19 protein-coding genes are annotated in these 21126 nt (G+C 41.0%); 13 read left to right on the plus strand and 6 right to left on the minus strand.

Going from position 1 to position 21126, the window contains the following annotated elements; translation table 11 throughout:
* Nucleotides 1-18: 18 nt before the first annotated feature.
* The 5 genes from aroQ to A3217_RS02095 all read left to right on the plus strand — a co-directional run bounded on the left by aroQ (nt 19) and on the right by A3217_RS02095 (nt 5076).
* A complete protein-coding gene (aroQ, locus tag A3217_RS02075) occupies nt 19-504 on the plus strand; it encodes a type II 3-dehydroquinate dehydratase (RefSeq protein ID WP_066387336.1) in 486 nt (161 codons plus the stop codon).
* A gap of 6 nt (nt 505-510) precedes the next feature.
* A complete protein-coding gene (locus tag A3217_RS02080) occupies nt 511-1569 on the plus strand; it encodes a M24 family metallopeptidase (RefSeq protein ID WP_066387338.1) in 1059 nt (352 codons plus the stop codon).
* Entirely contained in the window at nt 1566-3500 is a 1935-nt protein-coding gene (locus tag A3217_RS02085; protein WP_066387342.1) for a 6-hydroxymethylpterin diphosphokinase MptE-like protein, read from the plus strand. The genes A3217_RS02080 and A3217_RS02085 overlap by 4 nt, the downstream gene beginning before the upstream one ends.
* 321 nt (nt 3501-3821) lie before the next feature.
* A complete protein-coding gene (locus A3217_RS02090) occupies nt 3822-4196 on the plus strand; it encodes a group III truncated hemoglobin (RefSeq protein WP_066387344.1) in 375 nt (124 codons plus the stop codon).
* 10 nt (nt 4197-4206) lie between these two features.
* Nucleotides 4207-5076: a tRNA (5-methylaminomethyl-2-thiouridine)(34)-methyltransferase MnmD gene (locus tag A3217_RS02095; RefSeq protein ID WP_066387346.1), complete on the plus strand. Its 870-nt coding sequence runs from the start codon at nt 4207-4209 to the stop codon at nt 5074-5076.
* A gap of 16 nt (nt 5077-5092) precedes the next feature.
* On the opposite strand, the gene A3217_RS08930 is transcribed toward A3217_RS02095, so the two are convergent.
* Nucleotides 5093-5242: a hypothetical protein gene (locus A3217_RS08930; RefSeq protein WP_156471824.1), complete on the minus strand. Its 150-nt coding sequence runs from the start codon at nt 5240-5242 to the stop codon at nt 5093-5095.
* A 339-nt stretch (nt 5243-5581) separates the two neighbouring features.
* Entirely contained in the window at nt 5582-7021 is a 1440-nt protein-coding gene (locus tag A3217_RS02100) for a major outer membrane protein (RefSeq protein WP_066387349.1), read from the minus strand.
* 204 nt (nt 7022-7225) lie between these two features.
* On the opposite strand from A3217_RS02100, the gene A3217_RS02105 reads away from it, so the two are divergent.
* The 8 genes from A3217_RS02105 to tilS all read left to right on the plus strand — a co-directional run bounded on the left by A3217_RS02105 (nt 7226) and on the right by tilS (nt 15852).
* Entirely contained in the window at nt 7226-8299 is a 1074-nt protein-coding gene (locus A3217_RS02105; RefSeq protein WP_197456902.1) for a type I glyceraldehyde-3-phosphate dehydrogenase, read from the plus strand.
* A 105-nt stretch (nt 8300-8404) separates the two neighbouring features.
* Entirely contained in the window at nt 8405-10513 is a 2109-nt protein-coding gene (locus A3217_RS02110; RefSeq protein WP_066387353.1) for a DEAD/DEAH box helicase, read from the plus strand.
* Between the two features lie 69 nt (nt 10514-10582).
* Complete coding sequence (locus tag A3217_RS08935) at nt 10583-10723, plus strand: hypothetical protein (RefSeq protein ID WP_156471825.1); 141 nt, start codon at nt 10583-10585, stop codon at nt 10721-10723.
* Nucleotides 10724-10787: 64 nt separating this feature from the next.
* Entirely contained in the window at nt 10788-10994 is a 207-nt protein-coding gene (locus A3217_RS02115) for a hypothetical protein (RefSeq protein ID WP_066387355.1), read from the plus strand.
* 194 nt (nt 10995-11188) lie between these two features.
* On the plus strand, nt 11189-11794 hold the full coding sequence (locus tag A3217_RS02120; RefSeq protein WP_066387357.1) for a UPF0323 family lipoprotein: 606 nt from the start codon (nt 11189-11191) through the stop codon (nt 11792-11794).
* A gap of 29 nt (nt 11795-11823) precedes the next feature.
* Nucleotides 11824-13239 carry a response regulator gene (locus tag A3217_RS02125; protein ID WP_066387361.1) on the plus strand — a complete coding sequence of 472 codons (1416 nt, stop codon included), beginning with the start codon at nt 11824-11826 and terminating at the stop codon, nt 13237-13239.
* A gap of 124 nt (nt 13240-13363) precedes the next feature.
* The gene (gene aspA, locus A3217_RS02130) at nt 13364-14773 is read left to right on the plus strand and encodes an aspartate ammonia-lyase (protein WP_066387362.1); all 1410 of its coding nucleotides are present in this window, start codon (nt 13364-13366) and stop codon (nt 14771-14773) included.
* Between the two features lie 8 nt (nt 14774-14781).
* A complete protein-coding gene (gene tilS, locus A3217_RS02135; protein ID WP_066387364.1) occupies nt 14782-15852 on the plus strand; it encodes a tRNA lysidine(34) synthetase TilS in 1071 nt (356 codons plus the stop codon).
* A gap of 195 nt (nt 15853-16047) precedes the next feature.
* Here tilS and cysK read toward each other — a convergent pair whose 3' ends face one another.
* The 4 genes from cysK to serS form a co-directional block, all read right to left on the minus strand.
* Nucleotides 16048-16953 (minus strand): cysteine synthase A, encoded by a 906-nt coding sequence (gene cysK / locus A3217_RS02140; RefSeq protein ID WP_066387367.1) that lies wholly within the window; start codon nt 16951-16953, stop codon nt 16048-16050.
* Nucleotides 16954-17100: 147 nt separating this feature from the next.
* Entirely contained in the window at nt 17101-17247 is a 147-nt protein-coding gene (locus A3217_RS08940) for a hypothetical protein (RefSeq protein WP_156471826.1), read from the minus strand.
* A gap of 84 nt (nt 17248-17331) precedes the next feature.
* A complete protein-coding gene (locus tag A3217_RS02145; protein WP_066387368.1) occupies nt 17332-19773 on the minus strand; it encodes a tetratricopeptide repeat protein in 2442 nt (813 codons plus the stop codon).
* Nucleotides 19774-19785: 12 nt separating this feature from the next.
* Nucleotides 19786-21069 carry a serine--tRNA ligase gene (gene serS / locus A3217_RS02150; RefSeq protein ID WP_066387371.1) on the minus strand — a complete coding sequence of 428 codons (1284 nt, stop codon included), beginning with the start codon at nt 21067-21069 and terminating at the stop codon, nt 19786-19788.
* Nucleotides 21070-21126: the final 57 nt, after the last annotated feature.

The following is a 21126-nucleotide window of genomic DNA, read 5'->3' on the forward strand; positions in this document are numbered from 1 at the left end:
ACCCAAAAGGAGAATTAAATGAACATTCTTGTTATTCAAGGTCCAAATCTCAATATTTTAGGGCATCGCGAGCCACATATTTATGGCAATATCAAGTTAGAGCAAATCCACGAGAATCTTAAAGCTCAAGCAACTCAAAATAACGCGCAAATCGAGTTTTTTCAAAGTAATTTTGAAGGCGAGATTATCGACAAGCTTCAAGAGTGCATAGGTGGCGAATATGATGGCGTGCTGATTAATCCAGCGGCGTATTCTCATACTTCAATCGCAATCGCAGACGCCATCGCAAGTTGCGGTGTGCCGGTGGTGGAAGTGCATATTAGCAATATCCACGCTAGAGAGGATTTCCGTGCTAAAAGCTACACAGGGCGTGTGTGTGCGGGCGTGATAACAGGCTTTGGCGCGTTTGGCTATCACTTGGGATTAATCTCGCTTTTTCAAATCATTAGCGAAATCGCCCACTTAAAAGCCCAGCAAGAGCAGCAAGCACAAAATAAGGCGTAGATTCTTATGGAGGTAGAATCCTATTTTGCGCTAAGTCAAAGCGCGCAGTATTATGAATGTGGGTTTGACTGCGATAATGCTATCGTGCTAAAAACACCAGAATCTAAGTTTTTTTTCACCGATATGCGCTATGTTTTAGAAGCGAAGCAAAATGTCATAAAAGGCGTTGAGGTGGTGGATTCTGCGGAGTTATGCACCTCACTAGCCAAAGCCATTAAAAAGCTAAATCTCACAACATTAGGCTTTGATTCTTTAGAAGTCTCGCTTGATTTTTACCATTCCTTGTGTGCGCATTTAGGCAAGCTAGGTGCAAAATGTGAGCTTGTGGCAATGCCAAATTTTCACCAGCATTTGCGTGTGTGTAAGAGTGAATCGCAAATTGCGCTTATTAGGCAATCTCAAAAGCTCAATAAAAAGGCTTTTAAGAAGTTCGCAGATTTTCTCTCTTGTGCAATTGTGGATAAAAAGCCCTTAAGCGAGCAGAATCTGCATTTTTATGCCAGCACATTTTTGAGTATGAATGGAAAATATGAACTAAGCTTTAATCCAATCATTGGGATTAATGCCACAGGTGCGAAACCCCACGCCTTGCCAAGTGCGGAGATTACATTAAACAAAAACGATCTTTTACTCTTTGATGCGGGGATAAAATTTAAGCATTACTGCTCGGATATGACGCGCACCGCGCGCGTGGGCAAAAATATGGATTTTAGCAAAGAGCAAAAATTTAAAAATAAAAAACAGCAAAAAATCTATGATATTGTAAGGAAAGCCCAAGAAAATGCCATTACAAAGGCGCGCGTGGGAATGAAAGCAAAAGAGATTGATTCTCTTGCGCGCAAGTGTATAGAATCTGCTGGTTATGGGGAATTTTTCGTGCATTCCACAGGACACGGCATAGGGCTTGATATTCACGAGCTGCCCCGCATTTCTGCGCGTAGTGAAATGGTGATAGAAGAGGGTATGGTATTTTCTATCGAGCCGGGAATCTATCTGGGCGATGAATTTGGCGTGAGGATTGAAGATCTTGTCGTTATGCGTAATGGTGTCGCTGAGGTGTTATGAATCTTTCTGAAATCTTGCATACAAATGATTTTGCGCGCTTAGATTCTTATATGAGTGCGACTTTTGCGCGCAATATGATGTTTTTTAGCACGCTCAATCCGAGTCTTTTTGCACGGCTTAAGTCTGCGCCCACCACGCACAATCTCTACTTTGATGGCAAAGAGCTAAATATTATCAATCTTAGCGATGGCGCGTTTGTGTACAGACAAGGCGAGATGTTAGCCCTGCAACGCGCCCTAGCGGTAAATCCGCTCAATAACACAAATTATGAGCTTTATACAAATAACCTCGCACTACAAAAGCTAGACGAGGAGAAAATCCCGCTAACCGCGAAAGTTTGCAACAATCTTATTAACCTTATGCTTGCCTTTCCTTCGCAAAAAGAGTTTCTTTTGAGTGCGAGTTTTCTGCCAAGTCTTACGATTTTTGGCGCGTTAGGAGGGGTGTTTTTGCAGATTCTCTTAGAATCTGGTGTGTATTTTCATTCTTTGTTGCTTTTTGAGGAATACCTTGATATGTTCCGCATTATGCTGTATTTTGTGGATTTTGAGTTGCTTTTTGCGCGCGTGAGCGAGAAGTCGTGTTATTTGTTTGTGGAAAATCTCATCAATAAGGAGTTTGTCAATAGCTACTTTAGCACGCATAAAATCACGAATAATTTTTTGCGCCTTGAGCTGTATTTGTATGAAAGTCCCAAGATTGCTAGCGCGCGTAGTATCGTGCAGGAGGCGTATAAGATAAATGCGCGCGGTTGGGGGAGCTTTGATGATGAGATGATAGGCGTGAGAAATAGTGTGAAAAATTTTCATACAAATTTTGGAATCCTAAACCTTCCAAAACGTGTGAATGTGCCAATTTGCGTGGTGGGAAATGGGGTGAGTTTAGATTCTTTGCTTCCTTTTATTAAAAAAAATGCACCAAATATGCTGATTTTTTCCTGTGGTACGGCTTTAAAACCGCTTAAAGCTTATGGCATAGAGCCGGATTTTCAAATCGAAATTGAACGCATTTCTTATCTTAAAGAAGTGCTAGAGGGCGCGCCGCTAGGAGATACGACGCTTTTATGCGGAAGTGTGGTGCAGCCAAATGCGATAAATCTTGCCAAAAAAGGCTTTTTGTTTATGCGTGGCGGGAGTGCGAGTGCGTATATGTTTAGCCCAAAAAGTGTGGTTGAGTTTAGCGCGCCTTATGTTGGAAATGCAGGCTTTGCACTTGCGGCACTTTTGGGCGAGGAGGTGCTTATTTGCGGGCTAGATTGTGGCTATATACAGGGCAAAAGCAAGCATGCTAAAAATTCTTTTTATGGCACAGAATCTAGCGCGATTCCGACAAATGCCTTTGAAGTGCGCGCAAACAAGGATAAAAAAGTCTTTTCTGACGCGCTTTTTTCGTTAAGTGCGCAGAGCATTGAGCGTGCGATTAAGGTTTTTGCGCCAAATCTTGTGCTAAATTTGGGCGAGGGTGCGTATCTGCAAGGAAGTAGGGCGTGTGAAGTTGATTCGTTTGAGTTAAGAAAAGTCAATAAAGCGCGCGCTATTAAGCAGATAGAATCTTACTTTCAAAAAGACTACAACAAGGTATTTAAAGAAAAAAAATTCACAGATTTATACACAAAAGAGGTGTTGGAGTATAAAGATGAGCTTTTAAGGGCTTTGCGCGTCAATGTGGGGAGCAAAAAAGAGCTATTTGCACTTGTGGATAAGGTGCATCGCCTAAGCCTTAGGAAAAGTGCGAGTTTGCCATTTGTGGGGATTTTGTTTGAAGGCTCAATCGCGCATATTTTGCATACGCTTATGGTGTGTGTGTTGCATTTAAGCAGTGATGATATTAGTGAGTTTTATGCGAAAGCTTATGCGCTCATCGAGCAGGGTTTAGGTGCTATGGGTGTGAGCTATCGCCTCTTTGCAATGCAAAATAAAATGGCAAAATAAGCAAATATTAATCTTTTTCCAAAGAGAACCTAGATTTTCTGTAATTTGGTGGCAATGTAGATTCTGGCTTTGAGTTTATCAGCAAGCGCAATGTAGATATTTCATTGAAAGTCTTTGGATTTTTAAAATCTGGTGTGTAGCAAAGATGTTTTGATGACGGCGCAAGAAATGTTCCTCATCGCTAAGTTGTGGATTTGAAAATCAAGGGGCGCATTATAGCTAAGGTTTAGGTGAGTTTCACAAGACTTATTATCTTTTAAGTTTGCATTATGATTTTTAATTTATACTTGCGCTTTAAATTTAACTTAAAGGGGGGAGTGTATGTTAAAAATCACACATGATTCTATTGCAAAGCTTATGGATATTTTTTATGAAAAAGTGCGCAAAGACGCCAATCTAGCGCCTATTTTTAACGCCAAAATCGGAGAATCTGATACTAAATGGCAACATCATAAAAAGCATATTGGGAATTTTTGGAAGCAAATGCTTTTAGGAGAATCCACTTTCAATGGGCAACCACTTAAAAAGCATTTGGAGCTTCCGCCATTCCCGCGTGAGCGCTTTGATGACTGGCTCGCACTATTTGAAGAGTCCTTGCACCAAGTGTATGATGAACCCACAAGCGCGCATATTTTGGAGGTTGCGCGCGGGATTGCGGGGCGCTTTCAAATGATGATATATGATATGCCCCACTAAATGCTAGTAAATGCTAGAGCTTAGGCAAAGTGCGGATTTGAGCTTTAGCGCGTATAGTGTGGAGTTTGATGAGTGTTATCATAGCTTGAGAGAGGGCGCGCTCAAAGAAAGCTTGCAAAAGCACATACAGCCCGCATTTGCAAAAATCTTGCAGAATCTGCGCGCGCAAAGGGCTTCACAAAATGCCTTACGAAATGTTTCGCAAAATACCTTGCAGAGTGACACTTTTGCAGGCGGTATTTTTGAAAATGCTGCTTTTGACACGCTAAAAGCGCCTGTGTGCGAGGCTCAAGCACACATTACTATTTTAGATATTTGCTTTGGGCTAGGTTATAATAGCTTTGCAACCTTGCTTTATTACGCCACTTACGCGCCAAAGATAAGGCTTAAAATTTATTCCCCAGAAAAAGACTGCGCACTTTTAGATTCTCTGTCTTCTTTTCCCTATCCTAGCGAGTTTAACGCACTTTCTTTAAGTGAGATTTTGTATGCGCTTACACATTATGGAGTTTATGAGGGCAAAAACGCGGATATTGCGCTTTATAAAGGCGACGCGCTAGAATATGTCAAAACCTTGCAAAATGAAAGCTTTGATATTATCTATCAAGACGCATTTTCACCGCGCAAAAATCCCGCACTTTGGAGCGAGGAATATTTTATGCAATGTTTTAGAATCTTAAAGCCAAATGGGATTCTCACCACTTATTCTCAAAGTGTGCAAATCCGCCAAAATGCCATAAATTGTGGATTTTTTGCCTATGATTTTAAGCAAGAAATTTGTGAGGGTGCAAATAAAATTCGCGGTGGCACACTTTTGTTAAAAGAGCCACTTTTAGAGTTGGAAAATTATGCGCTTAAAGGTATCGCAAAGAGAGGGTGAGAGATTTAAAACATTGTCATATTGAGGTATAGCCCCCCCCCTTTTTTTTGTCATATTGAGGCGTAGCCGAAATATCTACAAAGCCAAAATACCCCCTTTTGTCATATTGAACATTTGAAAAATGCGAAATATCCCTTTTAGAATCTTTAAGAGATTCTTCGGGCATAAAGCCCTCAGAATGACAAGGGGGCAGTATGACAAAAAAAAAGGGGGATAGAATGACAAAGGGAAGTTTCAGAATGGCAAACAAAAAAAAAGGGGGGGGTAGAATGACATTTGCCTTGTCATATTGAGCGCAAGCGAAATATCTTAGAATTTAGATTCTATTCCCTCTAATTTATCGCCTTCGCGGGAGTGAATTCCGCTTTGTCTCCACTTCGAGCGCGTACTCAACGCTTTTTGATTATTTAGAATCTAAGATTTCTATGAGAGAAAATTTAAAGTAAGACTAAAGAAAAGCAAGAAGCTTTCTAAGCGGGGGTTGCCCACTTAGAAATTTGAAAAGTTAGAATGCGAATTTCACTTCAGCGCGTGCAATGTGAAGCTTCATATCGCCTACACTTTGTCCATACCAGCTTGTGAAAGTAAAGCGCTCATTGAGCTTATAGACAAGCGAAGGTGTGATTTCTATAAAGTTTGTGTTTTTGTTGCTAAGTGATGAAGAAGTGAAGTTATTTCTATTCCCGTGAATGTTGTTTGCACCACCTACATAGGCTACATCAATGCCGAGTTTAAGCTTTTCAGTCGCATCAAGGACAAACTTCGCATAGCCTACCATAATGTTTGTGCCTTTTACACCACCAGAGCCAAACATACTTGCGCCATTTCCACCATACACTAGCATATTATGCCATACCATACCACCGAGATTGAATGCACCTTGATTGTCGATGAGTGCGCCATAGCTATCGCCAAAGCTTCCAGTAAATCCAGCTTTTAGCATAAAGCTTCCTTTGCTTGCATAGCTTGCTTGGATGTTATACAAACCAGCATTTTTTGCTAAGTCATTATTTGGGTTGATAAGGTCTGATTTGTTATGGTTAATAACATCACTACTAGCATTTATTGGTCCAAATCCTTGATATACGAGTGCATTTCCTTTTCCATAAATATCTTTCTTATGTTCTCCGCCGTATTTGCCAAATTGTGTGTAGGCAACTTGCGCGCCGAGTCTAAAACCACCTGTGTTGTATCCTAAGTCAAGATAGGCTGCTGCATTTATCATACGCGAGATAGCTGAAAGATAGAGTTTGTAGTCTAGCCCGCTGCCATCAACTGCTGGCTTTTCTGCTCCGATATAAAAGAGGTTGTTTTTAAAAGAATCGTGACCATATAGATTCTTGCCTTCTCCATAGCCTCCAAGTGTGCGCATAAATGCCCAGTCCATTGATGACCAAGAGTCGTATGCTGCGACTTTTAAAGTGGTATTACCAAACTGGAAGGCTGTGCTAGCACCCACACCCCTATCCATAGTGCCATCAGTGAAAGGAGTTTTTAAATACATCATTCCCACTTTTGCGCTGTATTTGCCATTTTCATCAAACTTTTTGTTTAAAAATGCTTCAGATACACCAAAGATATTAAGGTTAGCATTAATTCCTTGCCCGCCTAAGTGTGATGCCCCTGTGCCTAATAAGTCAGTATGCGCGCTGTTACCATTTGCGCTTAGTGGCATACCGCTACCTTGATTGTAGTAAAGTCCAAAGCCTGCTTGATAGCCTTCAAAATCTTGTGTAAGGAAGTTTAGGTAAGATTTAACCTGAAAACGCGAGCCAGATGCTCTTCCGCCTGCATCTCCTAAGCCTGTCTTTTCTGTATAGCGCACAAAAGTTGTGCTTGATATACTGGTGCCCTCCAACGCTTCTAAGAAGCTCATCGCACTAGCACTACTAAGAGTACCAAGAGCAGTTAATGCTGCTAGAGAAAGTTTAAATGTTGTGTTCATAGATAACTCCTTTTATGTTTGTTGTTTGCTTAAAGCAATTTTTATTATAGGTTAAATTGTAAGAATTTAGTAAAGTATTGCGCTTATGTGTTGTGTTGTGTTTAAAGAATGTTACTTTTTGCGCTATTTATGTTATATAGTTTTTTATAGTGTGTAAATGTATGCTAGAATTTGGCATTTTTAATCACAAATAGAGGAAAACTAATGATAACACTCGCGGTAAATGGGCTTGGCAGGCTTGGGCGCAATATAATATGCGCGGTACTAAAGCGCGATGATATAGAAATAAAAGTAACGCACGATGTGGCTTCTGGGGCAATGCTAGCGTATTTGTTTGAAAATGACAGCGTGCAGGCGCGGGATTTTGTCAAAGTGGTGTATGTGGAAAAAGCGGATTTTGTGGATTCTTGCGCGGAATTTGATGTGAAATCTTGTGAGCGCGCGGGTGTGCTTGAGTTTGAGCTAAACAATGGCAAGAAAAAAAGCTTCGTATTTTTGCAAAATTGTGCGCGTGAAAGTCTCAACTTTGGCGCGGTAGATGTGGTGGTGGAATCTAGCGGGAAATATTTAGATTCCCAAAGTGTGGCGATACATCTAAAAAATGGCGCAAAAAAGGTGATAATCTCAGCCCCCGCAAGTGATGATACGCCAACTTTTGTGCTTGGGGCAAATGAACATCTCTACAATGAAGAATCTATCATTTCTAATGCTTCCTGCACGAGCAACGCGCTTGGGGCGATTTGTAAAATGCTAGATTCTGCGTATGGGATAGAATCTGGGATACTCACCACAATCCATAGCTACACAAATGACCAAAATCTCCTTGATAACGCGCATAGAAGCGATAAAAGGCGCGCGCGCGCTGCGGCTCTTAATATAATCCCAACAAGCACAGGCGCGGCAAAGGCACTCTATAAGGTGCTTCCAAACTTAAAAGGCAAGTTTCACGGGCATAGCGTGCGCGTGCCGGTGGCTGATGTGTCGATGATTGATATAAATTTGAAATTGAAAAAAAATGTGAGCACAGAGGCTGTCAATGCGCTTTTTGCGCAATCTGCTAAAGGCGCGCTAAGCGGGATTATAGCCATTGATAAGGAATGCAGGGTCAGTAGTGATTTTATCGGAAACACTCATAGTGCCATTATTGCGGAGGATTTGACTTTTTGCCTGCCTTGTGAGAATGGAAGTATGCTAAAGCTTATGGCGTGGTATGATAATGAATGTGGCTATGCGCATAGAATCTTGGATATGGCGGTTTTTATCACGCGCACGCGCTAGGGCGGATTTATAAACTTGGGCTAAAAATTGCGCGGGGGAAAAGGGCTAGAACTTGCGCTAAGGCGCAAAATATTATGAATGCTTATTTGAGGGGAAGTTGGGAGAATGACGCATTTACTTTTGCAAAAAGCGGACTTGAGTAACCCTTACTTTTCTCTTGCTCCAAAAGAGCTAGATTCTGCGCGCAAAGTCGGAATATTCACGTTGTATGATATTGGGCTAAATCCACCAAAAAACTATGAGCAGAAAAATTTATTGCAAACTTTGAGTGTGTTTGAAAAGCAAAATGTACTTGAATGCGCGCTACGCGTGGAAATAACGCAGTGCAATAAAGCAGGCTTTGGCAAAAAGATGTATTTAAGGCTAAGCGCGTATAGTTTGGAATTTGATGTGCCGATAAATCTAGTCATTTTTAATCCTAAGCCTTTTATGTATAGTGCGTTTGGCGTGGGGAAACAATGCGTGATTTATGGGAAATTGGAGAGGAAATTTTCACAATATTCTATGGTGCAGCCAAAGATTCTTAACCAAAGTGCGATTGAAAATCTTGGGAAAATCACATTGCAGTTTAAAGACAAAGATTCTAAGAATCTGCGCGCTGTGATGGAGTTGCTTGTGCAAAAGGTGTATAGCGTGGAAAATCTGCTTGCGTGTGGTGTGAGCTTGCCCCACGCAAGGGAATTGTTAAGGATTTTTCAGCCAAATAATGCGTTTGTTGGGGAGTTTAGGCAAAATGGCGGGTTTAGCGCGCAGAGTTTAGGCGCGTTGAAGTTCAATGAGATTTTGCGCTATATGCTTATTTTGCGTTCAAAGCGTTTGGAATCTCGCGCGAACTTTGTGTGTAATGGCGAGTATGAAAGCTTTATCAACGCGTTGCCTTTTAGCTTGACAAAGGGGCAGAGGAGTGCGATTGATACCATTGCAAAAGACCTCAACTCACAAATTGCCGCTAGACGCCTTATAATGGGTGATGTGGGCTGTGGGAAGACGATTGTGATTTTGAGCGCGGTAATGATGGTATATCCTAGAAAAAGCGTGCTTTTAGCGCCCACGAGCGTGCTAGCAAAGCAGCTTTATGAGGAGGCACGGAAATTTTTGCCAGAATCTGTGAAGGTGAAGCTTGTGCTAGGGAGCAATAAGGAATTTACGCAAGACGCTTTGGAGCAAGAGGGCTTGGAATCTAGCGCACAAGGGGATTTGTTTGCATTTGCTTTGCAAGATTTTCAAAATATGTCGCAAAATCCATACAATCTAAACCCCCAAAAACGCGCCGAGTGTGCGCGCGAAGCGGAGTGCGATTTGACTGCGCAAGGCGATGCAATTAATGGAATAGATTCTTGCCATTTTATCATTGGCACGCAGGCGCTTTTATATCGGAATCTAAACTTTGATGACTGCGCGCTTGTGATGAGTGATGAACAGCATAGATTTGGCACAAATCAGCGCTACAAGCTAGAAAAAATGTTTAGCGCGCAAAATGGGGCAAATCCTAGCAAACCGCATTCTTTGCAGTTTTCTGCTACGCCTATCCCGCGCACAATGGCGATGATAAACTCGCAGTATATCAATGTCAGCAATATCACGGATTTACCTTTCAAAAAAGATATTACGACTTCTATCGTTGGTAAGAGCGATTTTAAGGGGCTTATTGCACATTTGCAAAGTGAGTTTGCGCTTTCTCATCAAGCGATTATCGTGTATCCTTTGGTGGAGGAGAGCGAGCATATTAATTATCTCTCGCTAAATGAGGGGCGCGAGTTTTGGCAGAGGCATTTTGAGGGTGTGTATGTGACTTCTGGTAAGGACAAGCAAAAAGAGCGCGTGCTAGAGGAATTTAAGGAGAAAGGAAATCTGCTTCTTGCAACTACGCTTATTGAGGTGGGGATTTCACTTCCGCGTCTAAGCACGATTATTATCGTAGCGCCTGAGCGTTTGGGACTGGCGACTTTGCATCAGTTGCGCGGGCGGGTTAGTCGCAATGGGCTTAAGGGCTATTGTTTTTTATACACGCATACGACAAATACCGAGCGACTGGAAAAGTTTGCAAGCACGCTTGATGGGTTTAAAATCGCCGAACTTGATTTGAAATATCGCAATAGCGGGGATTTGCTAAGTGGCGCGCGTCAAAGTGGCGATGAGTTTGTGTTTTTTAGCTATGAAGATTCTGAAATTTTAAGCGAGGCAAAAAGTACGATAGAAAAAGCAAAATCTTAAAACTCTACTAAACCAAAAAGGGTAAAATAGGTAAAATACGCGCGCGCAAGTGCGATTTGACTGCGCGAGGTGATACAATTTAAGGGTGTAGATTCTAAAACCACCAAACAACATTGCAGAATCTTAGAATCTCATCAACCAAAAAACGCCGAGTGTGCGCGCGAAGCGGAGCTTGTCAGGGGCTTTGCTCTTGTAAGTGATACATTTTAAGGAATAGAGGCGGAGCCGAAGCGGGATTCACTCCCGCCCAGACGATACAATTAAAGGAATAAAAATGAAATATAAACTTGTGATGTTTGGTTTTAGCGCAGTGTGCGCGGATATAGAGGAAGTGAGGGCGCGTTTGAGCGTGTATCCGAGTGAGCGCTTTGCAATAGAGGGTGGCGAGCAATGCTATTTGATAGATTTGCAAAGCGCGGAGTGCTATCTCATCGGGCTAGATTCACAAAATCGCTACATTATCAAAGGGCTAGATTCTTAACAACCAAAAAACGCCAAGTATGCGCGCGAAGCGAAGCTTGTCAGGGGCTTTGCTCTTGTAAGTGATACAATTTAAGGAATAGATTCTTAAATTACTAAACAGCGTAAAATCGCTTAAATATCTTTTAATTGACAAAAAAAAGAGAAAAACATATAATTGAACCTTTCTAAAATCCCCATTTAAACGGAAGCACAATGAAGCTAGGAAAAATCAAAGATTATGCGATGGTAGGGTCGCTGGGCGTGGCTGTGGCGTTTGCGTTGCAAGGTTGTGAGGATAGCAATAAGGATTCTAAGATTTTGCAATCTCAAGCGGTAAAAAATGGCGCATTTGTCGTCATCGAGGAACAGCAAGATGGTAGCTATAAGGTGCTAGAGGAATATCCCAGTGAGACAACGCGCGTGATGCTCAAAGACAAAGACGGCAATGAGCGTATGTTAAGTCAAGAGGAGATTGATAATCTCATCGCGGTGGAGGAGAAAAAAATAGATTCTGGAACAAGCGAACTTACTAATCCAAATGGCGGTGGATTGGGACTTGGTGGCGCGATTTTGGCATCTGCGGCGGGCGCAATACTAGGAAGCTACATTGGGAATAAACTTTTTAATAACTCAAACTACAAAGCAAATGCCCAGCGCAATTACAAATCCCCACAGGCTTATGAGCGTAGCAAAAATAGCTTTTCAAATTCTGCTAAAAGCACGACTTCAAGCGCGACAAGAAGCACTGGTGCAAAAAGTGGATTCTTTGGCAATAGCTCAAATGCTAGCAGAAGTACTTCAAGCTCTATGGGAGCGTAACTTTCAAAGTATCACAAAAGGAAAAGATAATGTTGCAAGGGATTTTGTTAGAAGTCGATACGCAAAAAAAACAGGGCAAAATACAGCAGGCTGTCAATAAGCGTGAATATCTCTTTGATTTGGAACTATGGGAGGGTAAAGAAAGCGAGTTGGTGGCAAAAGAGGAAATTGAATTTGATGCTGAAAAGGGCGAGGTGATAAAAATCCGACCAAAGCCAAAACCCATAGACCCCAATGAGATCCCCGTGACAAAAAGCCCAGAAGAATGTATTTTAGAATTTTTTGCGCGTGAGAATAGCATTTTAGAAAATTATAAAGAATTTGTCGCAAATCACCCGCGCCTTGATTTTTTACGCTCACAACGTTTTATTTTGACTGCGTATAATGATTTATGCGAAATGGATGGCACACTTGCAAATCCAGCCTTAAAAGCCCTTAGGCAAGAGATTCTTAACCTTTATAAAGAGTATGAAAACTACATCAAAAAAACTTCTTATGCGCTTGAATATTCCTTTGAAAAAATCTTTTTAAACCGCCAAAGCGCGTATTTAAAAGCGCAGGATTTAATCGAGATGACGCAAAGCTCGCTTAATAACGCTCAAGCTCAAGTGCGTCCATTAAGTAAGAATCTTGAAGAATCTGAATTTGCGCTCAAAAATACCAAAGGCTCTAAGACAGAACTAGAAAAAGAAGTGAAGGCTATGCGTAAGCGCTATGTGGATTTGTTGCAGTATATTGCTGTGCAAAAGGAACTTTTGGTAAAAACAACCGAACGCTTGAAAAGATTTAGAGAGACGCATTTGGAGGAATTTTCTGAAGTGTTTAAACCGATGAAAGAGGATATTCGCACGCATTTTGTTACCTTGCTTGATACGAAGGCGTTTGATTTGGATTCTTTTTTGTGGGGTCGTGCGAAAAAAAGCGAGATTGTCAAGCGATTTTTCCGTGATGCAGGGATTGAGGGAGGTTATAGCTCAAAAACTTTCTTGCATTATTTTTTGCGCGGACTTGATAAATCAAAGCTTAGCCCGCGGAGCAGGGAGCTTTTTGACTTGCTTCATTATTTGGAAGAGGTGAGTAAGCGCAATGTGTTAATTATCCGAGAATCTAGCTCGGATTCTTATCGTGATATGCAGATTATTTTAAAAGTGGATTCTTGTATTTCTGTGAAAGCGCAGCAGCAAATGATTCCTGCATTTAACGAGTTATGCGCAAATAAATATGATATTGTGGTGATGGATTGGCGTAATGAAAATGTCAGCGCGCTTGATTTTATCCGCAAATATAAAGTTACTAAAAAAGATTCTAAAATATGCTTTATAATCCTTATGCCTGAGAATCAAGATTCTGAATTTGTGCTTAAGGCGCGTGATTTGGGCGTGCAGTTTTTTGTCCCTTCGCACAATGCGGATTTGCTTTCAGATGCTGTGCGTATGGCGATTTAAGGCTTAAAATCTTACATTTTGCGCTCTAACTCTAGGATTTACCCACTCTATCTTAAAGAACTAACAATTTTTTCGCACAAATTGGCTATACTCTAAGCATCTAAAATCTAAAAAGGAGTGCGTAATGAAAACAAGAAAAGAGCACGATTTTATTGGTGAGCTAGAGATTGAAGAGGGTGTGTATTATGGGATTCAGACATTTCGCGCGGTGGAAAATTTCGATATCACCCACGAGCGCTTAAGCAATTTTCCTAGCTTCATCAAAGCCTTGGCGCAAGTAAAAAAAGCCGCAGCATTGGCAAACTATGAGCTAAAATTATTAGATGAAAAGATTAAAAATGCCATTGTGGAAGCGTGTGAAAGGATTATTTCTGGGGAGTTTAAAGAGCAATTTGTGGTGGATATGATACAAGGTGGGGCTGGCACAAGCACAAATATGAATGCAAATGAAGTCATCGCTAATATTGCCTTAGAATCTATGGGATATAAAAAAGGGCAGTATGAGTTTTGCCACCCAAATGATCATGTAAATCTCTCTCAATCAACTAACGATGCTTATCCTACGGCACTTCGTGTGGCACTTTATGAGAGGCTTTTTGAACTTACAGAATCTATGCAGATTCTCAAAAAATCTTTTGAAAAAAAGGCACTTGAATTTAAAGATATTCTAAAAATGGGACGCACACAGCTTCAAGATGCAGTGCCTATGACCTTGGGGCAGGAGTTTCGCACTTTTGCAGTGATGCTAGGAGAGGATATTCAACGCGTGAAAGAAGCACAAGATTTGGTGCGTGAGATAAATCTCGGTGGCACAGCCATAGGCACGGGGATAAACTCGCACCCTGATTATCCAAAAGTAGTGGAAAAAAAGTTGCAAGAAGTGACCAACCGCCCTTTTGTAACTGCAAGTGATTTGATTGAAGCCACACAAGATACCGGTGCATATGTGCAAATAAGCGGCGTGCTAAAACGTGTCGCAAGCAAGGTGTCAAAGATTTGTAACGATTTGCGCCTTTTAAGCTCTGGTCCGCGCGCAGGGCTTAATGAAATCAATCTTCCTAAAATGCAGCCCGGAAGCTCAATAATGCCCGGCAAGGTTAATCCGGTGATTCCGGAAGTTGTCAATCAAGTGTGCTTTAGTGTCATTGGTAATGATGTGACAATCACGCTCGCAGCTGAAGCAGGACAATTGCAACTCAATGTCTTTGAACCTGTGATTGCGTATAGTTTGTTTAATTCTATTGCGATGATGAAGCGCGCCTTTCGCACGCTCGCTAACAAGTGTGTCGATGGAATCACCGCAAATGAGGAAATTTGCAAAAATTTCGTTTTCAATAGCATTGGCATTGTAACCGCGCTAAATCCCTACATTGGCTATGAAAACTCTGCAAAAATCGCCAAAGAAGCACTTGAATCTGGCAAAAGCGTGTATGAGCTAACACTAGAGCATAAACTCTTAAGCAAAGAGGAATTAGACGAGATTTTCAAGCCTCAAAATATGCTACAAGCGCATATGCATAGTATCAAAAAATAAGGCTATGTTTGAATGCTTTGAAACTACTGCATTTAGAGCTTTTCAAGGATTGTAAGAATTTGCTGGCATTTTCTGGCGGGATAGATTCTAGCGCATTATTTTTTTTGCTGAAAGATTTGAATGTAAGCTTTGATATAGCCATTGTCAATTACGCTACAAGAGAAGATTCTAAACTAGAAGTCGCCTACGCACAAGAACTAGCGCAACGATACAACAAAAAAGCCCATATTTTTAACGCCCCAAAAATCCACGCAAACTTCGAGCATAACGCGCGCGCGGTGCGCTATGAGTTTTTTAAGAATCTTTGTTTCAATGAGGGCTATGAAAATGTGCTTTTAGCTCATCAGCTCAATGACAGGCTAGAGTGGTTTTTGATGCAGTTGGCGCGCGGGAGCGGGATTTGGGGCTTGCTTTCACTGCAGGGCGTGAGTGAATTTGAAGGCGTTAGGCTTGTGCGTCCATTGCTAGAATCTAGCAGGGAGGAGATTTGCGCGTATGTGGCACAAAGGGGGATAAGGTATTTTAATGACGCGAGTAATGAGGATTTGCGCTTTAAGCGGAATTTTTTTCGCCATAATTTTTCTAACAAGCTCCTTAAACACGCGCCAAAAGGGATTTTGCAAAGTTTTAGAATCTTAGATTCTCAAAATGCACTTTTTTCACAAGGTGCGCAAAGCGTTGAAAAAATTTTAGACAATCTCTTTGTATGCGCACGCAAATCAAAAAATCAATGTTTGGAAAATCAATATTTGGATACTCAAAAAGATATGCGTAATGTGGATTGTGCGCTGAAAAATCTTGGCTATGTGATGAGTTTTAAGCAGCGTGAAGAAGTGCTTAAAAGTGGCTTTGATTGCGAGCTTGGCGGGCGTTTTGTGGTGGCTTGTGCGGGCGAATTGCTTTTTGTTGCGCGCAAAAATTTTCACCATCACCACGCAATGCCAAAAAAAATAAAGGAGCAATACCGCCTTTGTAAAATCCCGCCAAAAATCCGCCCTGTGCTTTTTCAAGCTGGCATCATTGATAAAGAGTTAGAGGATTTAAGGAAATTATTAGAATCCAGATTTTCTAAATCATGAACAGCATTGCAGAATCTACAAACCCAATCAGCCAAAAAACGTGGAATATGCGTGCGAAGCGGAGATAAAGCGGGATTGCTCCCATAGGCGATATAATCAATGGAATACAATTGGATAGATTTTGTAATGAAATAAAAAACATAAAGTGTGTAAGCTTGCAGGGAAAGCCCTGCAAGTTGGAGGTAGGTCACAAATTTAAAACCCTGAAAAAAGGTCTGTTGAGAGATAGCGCTCGGCTGTATCATTAAGCATTGTTAGCACTTTTTTGCCCGGATTTTCTTTTGCGATTGCTTCGGCGATTGCGACATTGCCACCGCTTGAAATCCCTACCATCACGCCAATGCTACCAAGCTTTTTTGCCATAGCGATTGCCACATCATTTTCCACGCAAATAATAGAATCCATAATATCTTTATTAAGCGTTTTTGGGATAAAGTTCGCCCCAATGCCTTGAATCTTGTGCGGTCCTGCCTGTCCTTGTGAGATGAGAGGCGACGCCGCTGGCTCTACGCCTATGATTTTAATATGCGGGATTTCTTTTTTTAGCACCTCACCCACACCGCTAATTGTCCCACCTGTGCCAAATCCAGCCACAAAAAAATCTAAATCTTTCCCAAAAGATTCCAAAATCTCTTTGGCTGTGCCGAGCTTATGAGAAAGTGGGTTTGCAGGATTTTCAAACTGGCTTGGCATAAAGGAGTTTGGCGTGGATTCTAGCAATTCTAGCGATTTATTAAGTGCGCCTTTCATTCCCTCGCTTGCTGGTGTAAGCACGAGCTGTGCGCCAAAAAAGCTCATCATCTTGCGGCGCTCTATACTCATAGATTCTGGCATTGTGATGATGATTTTTAGCCCTAAATCCGCGCAAATCATCGCAAGTGCGATACCCATATTCCCGCTGGTGCATTCTATGATGGTTGTGTCTTTGTTGATTTTGCCCTCTTCCATTCCGTGCTTAATCATACTATATGCTGGGCGATCCTTGACAGAATGGCTTGGATTGAGAAATTCGCATTTACCATATACATTTTCGTGAATGCCTGCAAGGCGCACTATTGGGGTATTTCCTATAATATCACTTATGCTGTTGTAAATTTTCATTGTGTTGCCTTTTTTGAAGTTTTAGCTCACCTTTGGCTTGCTCTCTTTGCAAAGAAGCCTCAATGCGAGGGTTAGCATTGTAACAAGCCCATACTTAATAAGTCAAGTTTTATCGCTTTTCTTGTTGAGAAGGTTTAGAATCTAAAACTACCAAATCGCGTTGCAGAATCTTAGATTCCAATCAACCACAAAAACGTCAAGCCCGCGCGCAAGCAGAGCCAAATCTGGATTCGCTCCTGCGAGGTAATACAAATTGATGAAATCTAAAAAACCGAGATATTTCGCTTCGCTCAATACGACAAGGGCTATGCCTCAATACGACAAGGCGATTGTCATTCTGAGGGTTTTATGCCCGAAGAATCTCTTAAAGAATCTAAATTACTCTACCAACTTTTGCGTATTAATATCAAAGTCAAAATATTCTGACATAAAATCAGAGTTGCTTATCTTTTCGTAATGATCTGCCGCAGCTTTGAAATTTTTATTTTCTTGGTAAAGCAAGGCAAGGGCAAATTTTGCTTCTAAATTTGTTACAGATTCTAACTTTGAAATTTGCAAAAGTGCCACGGCGTTTTCGTGTTTGTCCGCACCAAGTGCCGCCACCGCGCCCAAAAATCGCGTATGCGCGTCATCTTCTTTCAAATCATCAATAAGCGTGTTGTAATACACAAATGCCTTTTCAAAATTACCATTGTAAATATTTAAAAGTCCTAGCAGTTGTAAAATGCCAGCCGGATTCTCATTCTCGCTTAAAAGTTTATGCTCTAACTCTGGCTCAAGGCTTGAGAGTGTGCCGGTGATAAAGCCCACATACACAAATAATTCCCTTGCAAGCGTTGGTCCAAAATAAATGCTTGCTTTGTCAAGATTCTTTTTTGAAAGATTTGCATTTAGCTCTAGCGCGATACTTTGCAAATCTTTTTTATGGAATCTCGCAAGCTCATACATAATATTTGACACCACATCGCGCGGGTAGAGTTCTTGCAGATTCTTAAAAGATTGCATAGCAAAGGTTGGGTTATTTTGTGCTATTGCATATACACTTTGCAAGGCATAATAAATTGGCAATTTTTGCTTACTTTCCTCAATCCAGCTAAAATCATCAATTGGCACATTATTAAGATAGCGTAATAAAGAAAGCAAAAACATCTCTTTTGTTTTATCTTCAAACCCAATATCTATAAAGTCCGCTCGTATCGAGCTTAAGATTCTATCAGTATTCCTATAAGTGAGCTTGCCAGCAATCACCGCAAAAAGCCCGGATAAAATATCGCTTGTGTCCAAATGATAAGCGCGCAAAAAATGCGTATAAGCATTGTCATAATCCCCAAATTGCGCAGACAACACACCCAAATTGTAATGTAAAATTGAGTGGTTTGGATACATCGCAACAGCTTTTTGCATATATTCTCTAGCTTTTCTTAAATTATTTTTATACGCCTCTTTTAAGCCCAAAACAATATTTTGATTCACCTTTGCAATCCCACTTCCTTCACCTAAGCCACTTTTAGCAAGTTCGATATTTTGAATCTTTGCATTTATCCCGCCATCTCTAATTGCCTCTAGCGCTTCTTTAGCGTCAAACACACGCAGTGGTGCATAAAAATATAAAATCTTAAAACTTAGAATTTGCTGGTGCTCAAACTTGCGATTCCAAAAATTTTCCTGCGCAATATTGACATCAAACAAATCTTCTTTTAACTTTATGCGAATAGGATAAGTCTCTAGCTTTGGATTATATTCATCTTCGCGCATAAAGCGATTAAGAATGGTCGCGCTTTCTTTAAAATTCCCAAGCTTGATTTCAATAAGTTGCAAGGCAGCAAGTGCATCTGGATCTTTTGGAAAATAAGAGAGATATTCATAAATGTAAGAGCGCGCCTTGTCATACTCGCCAAGCCGTGCGTGCAAAAGTGCGATTGCAAGATTATCTTTTTTTGAAGGTGTTTTTTTTAGCGTATTGAGCGCGTTAAAATCATCATTGAAAAGCAAAAAAGTGCGCGCAGCGATTTTATTGTTTTGAGTTTGATAGAGTTTAGAATTTGGGTGCAAAAGTGGAGAGAGAGATTCAAAATAAAAGCCCTTGTAAGTGTTAAGAAGCGCATAAACATAAGAGTAAAGCGGTTGCTTGCTCGCATCATACAAATGCGAAGCACTTAAGCCAAGATAATATTGTGAGAGGGCAATATCTCCTAATTTATATGCCGCATAGGCTGCATTAAGTGCGCTTACAGAGATATCTTCGCCAGCATTGATAGCATTGTCAAATGACGCGATAGCTTGTTTATATTGCCCTTCTTTGAGCTTGATTACGCCTAGATTGTAGCTTGCGAGTGATTGAGAAAAGATTGAGATATATTCAAACAAATCAAGCGCTTGCATTTTATCGCCTTGCTCATACAAGAGATTTGCTTTTTTTATCATTTCGTCTAATGCGTCATTATCGATATTTCCAGCTCTACTAAGGGCTTGGACGATGGGTGGCGTTTGGATTTTTTTAGGTGGTAGGATTTTAACCTCTTCTTCTTGTGGTGCTGGAGCTTTAAGCGCAAACACTAATCCAAGCACGATAATCATCACCACGCATACCACAATACCTATAATAATAAAAAATGTTTTTTTGTTTTGCTTAGGATTTTTTAAAGACGCGGGTAGGGATTTGATACACGCAAGCAAGGATTCTAACTTAATCTTAAAACTACCCTCTTTTTGCGCGTTTCCTTGCTCGCTCTCTTGTGCATTTTCCCGCGTGGCATTAGATTCAGTTTGAGAATCTCTCTTTGGGTCATTTAAATCTACTTCTTGCAAATCATCTGCCATAGCGCGCCACTATTAAAGGTATTTTTGAAGTGTTTGCGGGATTTCGATACTCCCATCTTTATTTTGGTAATTTTCCATAATTGCAATAAGCGTGCGCCCAACCGCAAGAGATGAGCCATTGAGTGTATGGACGAGGAGATTTTTTTTCTCATCTTTGTAGCGGATTTTTGCGCGTCTTGCTTGAAAATCGCGTGTGTTTGAAATCGAACTTATCTCACGATAGCATTTTTGCCCCGGAAGCCACACTTCTATATCAATCGTATTGCTTGCGCTAAAGCCTAAATCCCCGCCACAAAGCTGCATAAAGCGATGAGGCAAGCCTAATTCTTGCAAGATTCCACTTGCAGTTTGAAGCATTTTTTCTTGCATAAAATCGCTTTGTTCAGGCGTTGTGATTGCCACAAGCTCGACTTTGTCAAATTGATGCTGGCGAATCATTCCGCGTGTATCTTTGCCTGCGCTTCCAGCCTCTTTGCGAAAGCAAGGCGTTTGCGCGGTAAGCATTATGGGAAGCTCGGATTTTGGGATAATAGTGTCATTGTAAAGATTTGTCAGCGTGATTTCAGAAGTTGAAATAAGATACAATTCGTGCGCTTGCAAATTCGCAGAATCTAGCCCCTCAAAGTCTTGGTTGCCAATTTTAAACATATCAGATTCAAACTTTGGAAGCTGTCCTGTGCCAAAAAGGCAGTTTTTATTCACAATCACAGGCGTTACCACCGCTTCAAAACCCGCTTTTTGATTGTAATCAAGCATAAAATTTATAAGCGCGCGATTGAGCCTCGCACCCATTCCACGCAATACGCTAAAGCGGCTTTTTGCTAGCTTCACGCCTGCTTCAAAATCTATCCAGCCATTTTTATTTGCTAGCTCCCAATGCTCCTTTGGCTCAAAATCAAATACCCTCGGCTCTAGGATTTTTTTTATTTCTCTGTTATCGCTCTCGTCCTCGCCCTCTGGCGTTTTGCTATCTGGCAAATTTGGGATTGTGTAGCTTATCTTTGTAAGCGCAGATTCTGTTTTTTCAAGCTTTTTTTGCGCCTCTTGCATTTCTTGTTTATTAGAATCTAGCTTTGCTTTAAGCTCATCTATATCTTTATTTTGTGCGCGCAAGGTGGCAAACTCTTTTGACGCGCTATTTTTAAACGCTTGCAATTCTTCTAGTTTTTGCTTTTGGGCTTTATACTCACAAGCAATGCTAAAAAGCTCTTGCAGCAGCTCTTTGCTCACTTTTTTAACCTGCAACTTTTGCGCCACAAATTCAAAATTATTTAAAAGCAATTTTGTATCTATCATTGAAGATTCTCCATAAGCTAGACATTTGTCTAAGATTATGAAATCTTAAGCATTTTT

Origin of the sequence: Helicobacter himalayensis, from assembly GCF_001602095.1 — a bacterium.
In the GTDB taxonomy this organism is placed as follows: Bacteria; Campylobacterota; Campylobacteria; order Campylobacterales; family Helicobacteraceae; genus Helicobacter_F; species Helicobacter_F himalayensis.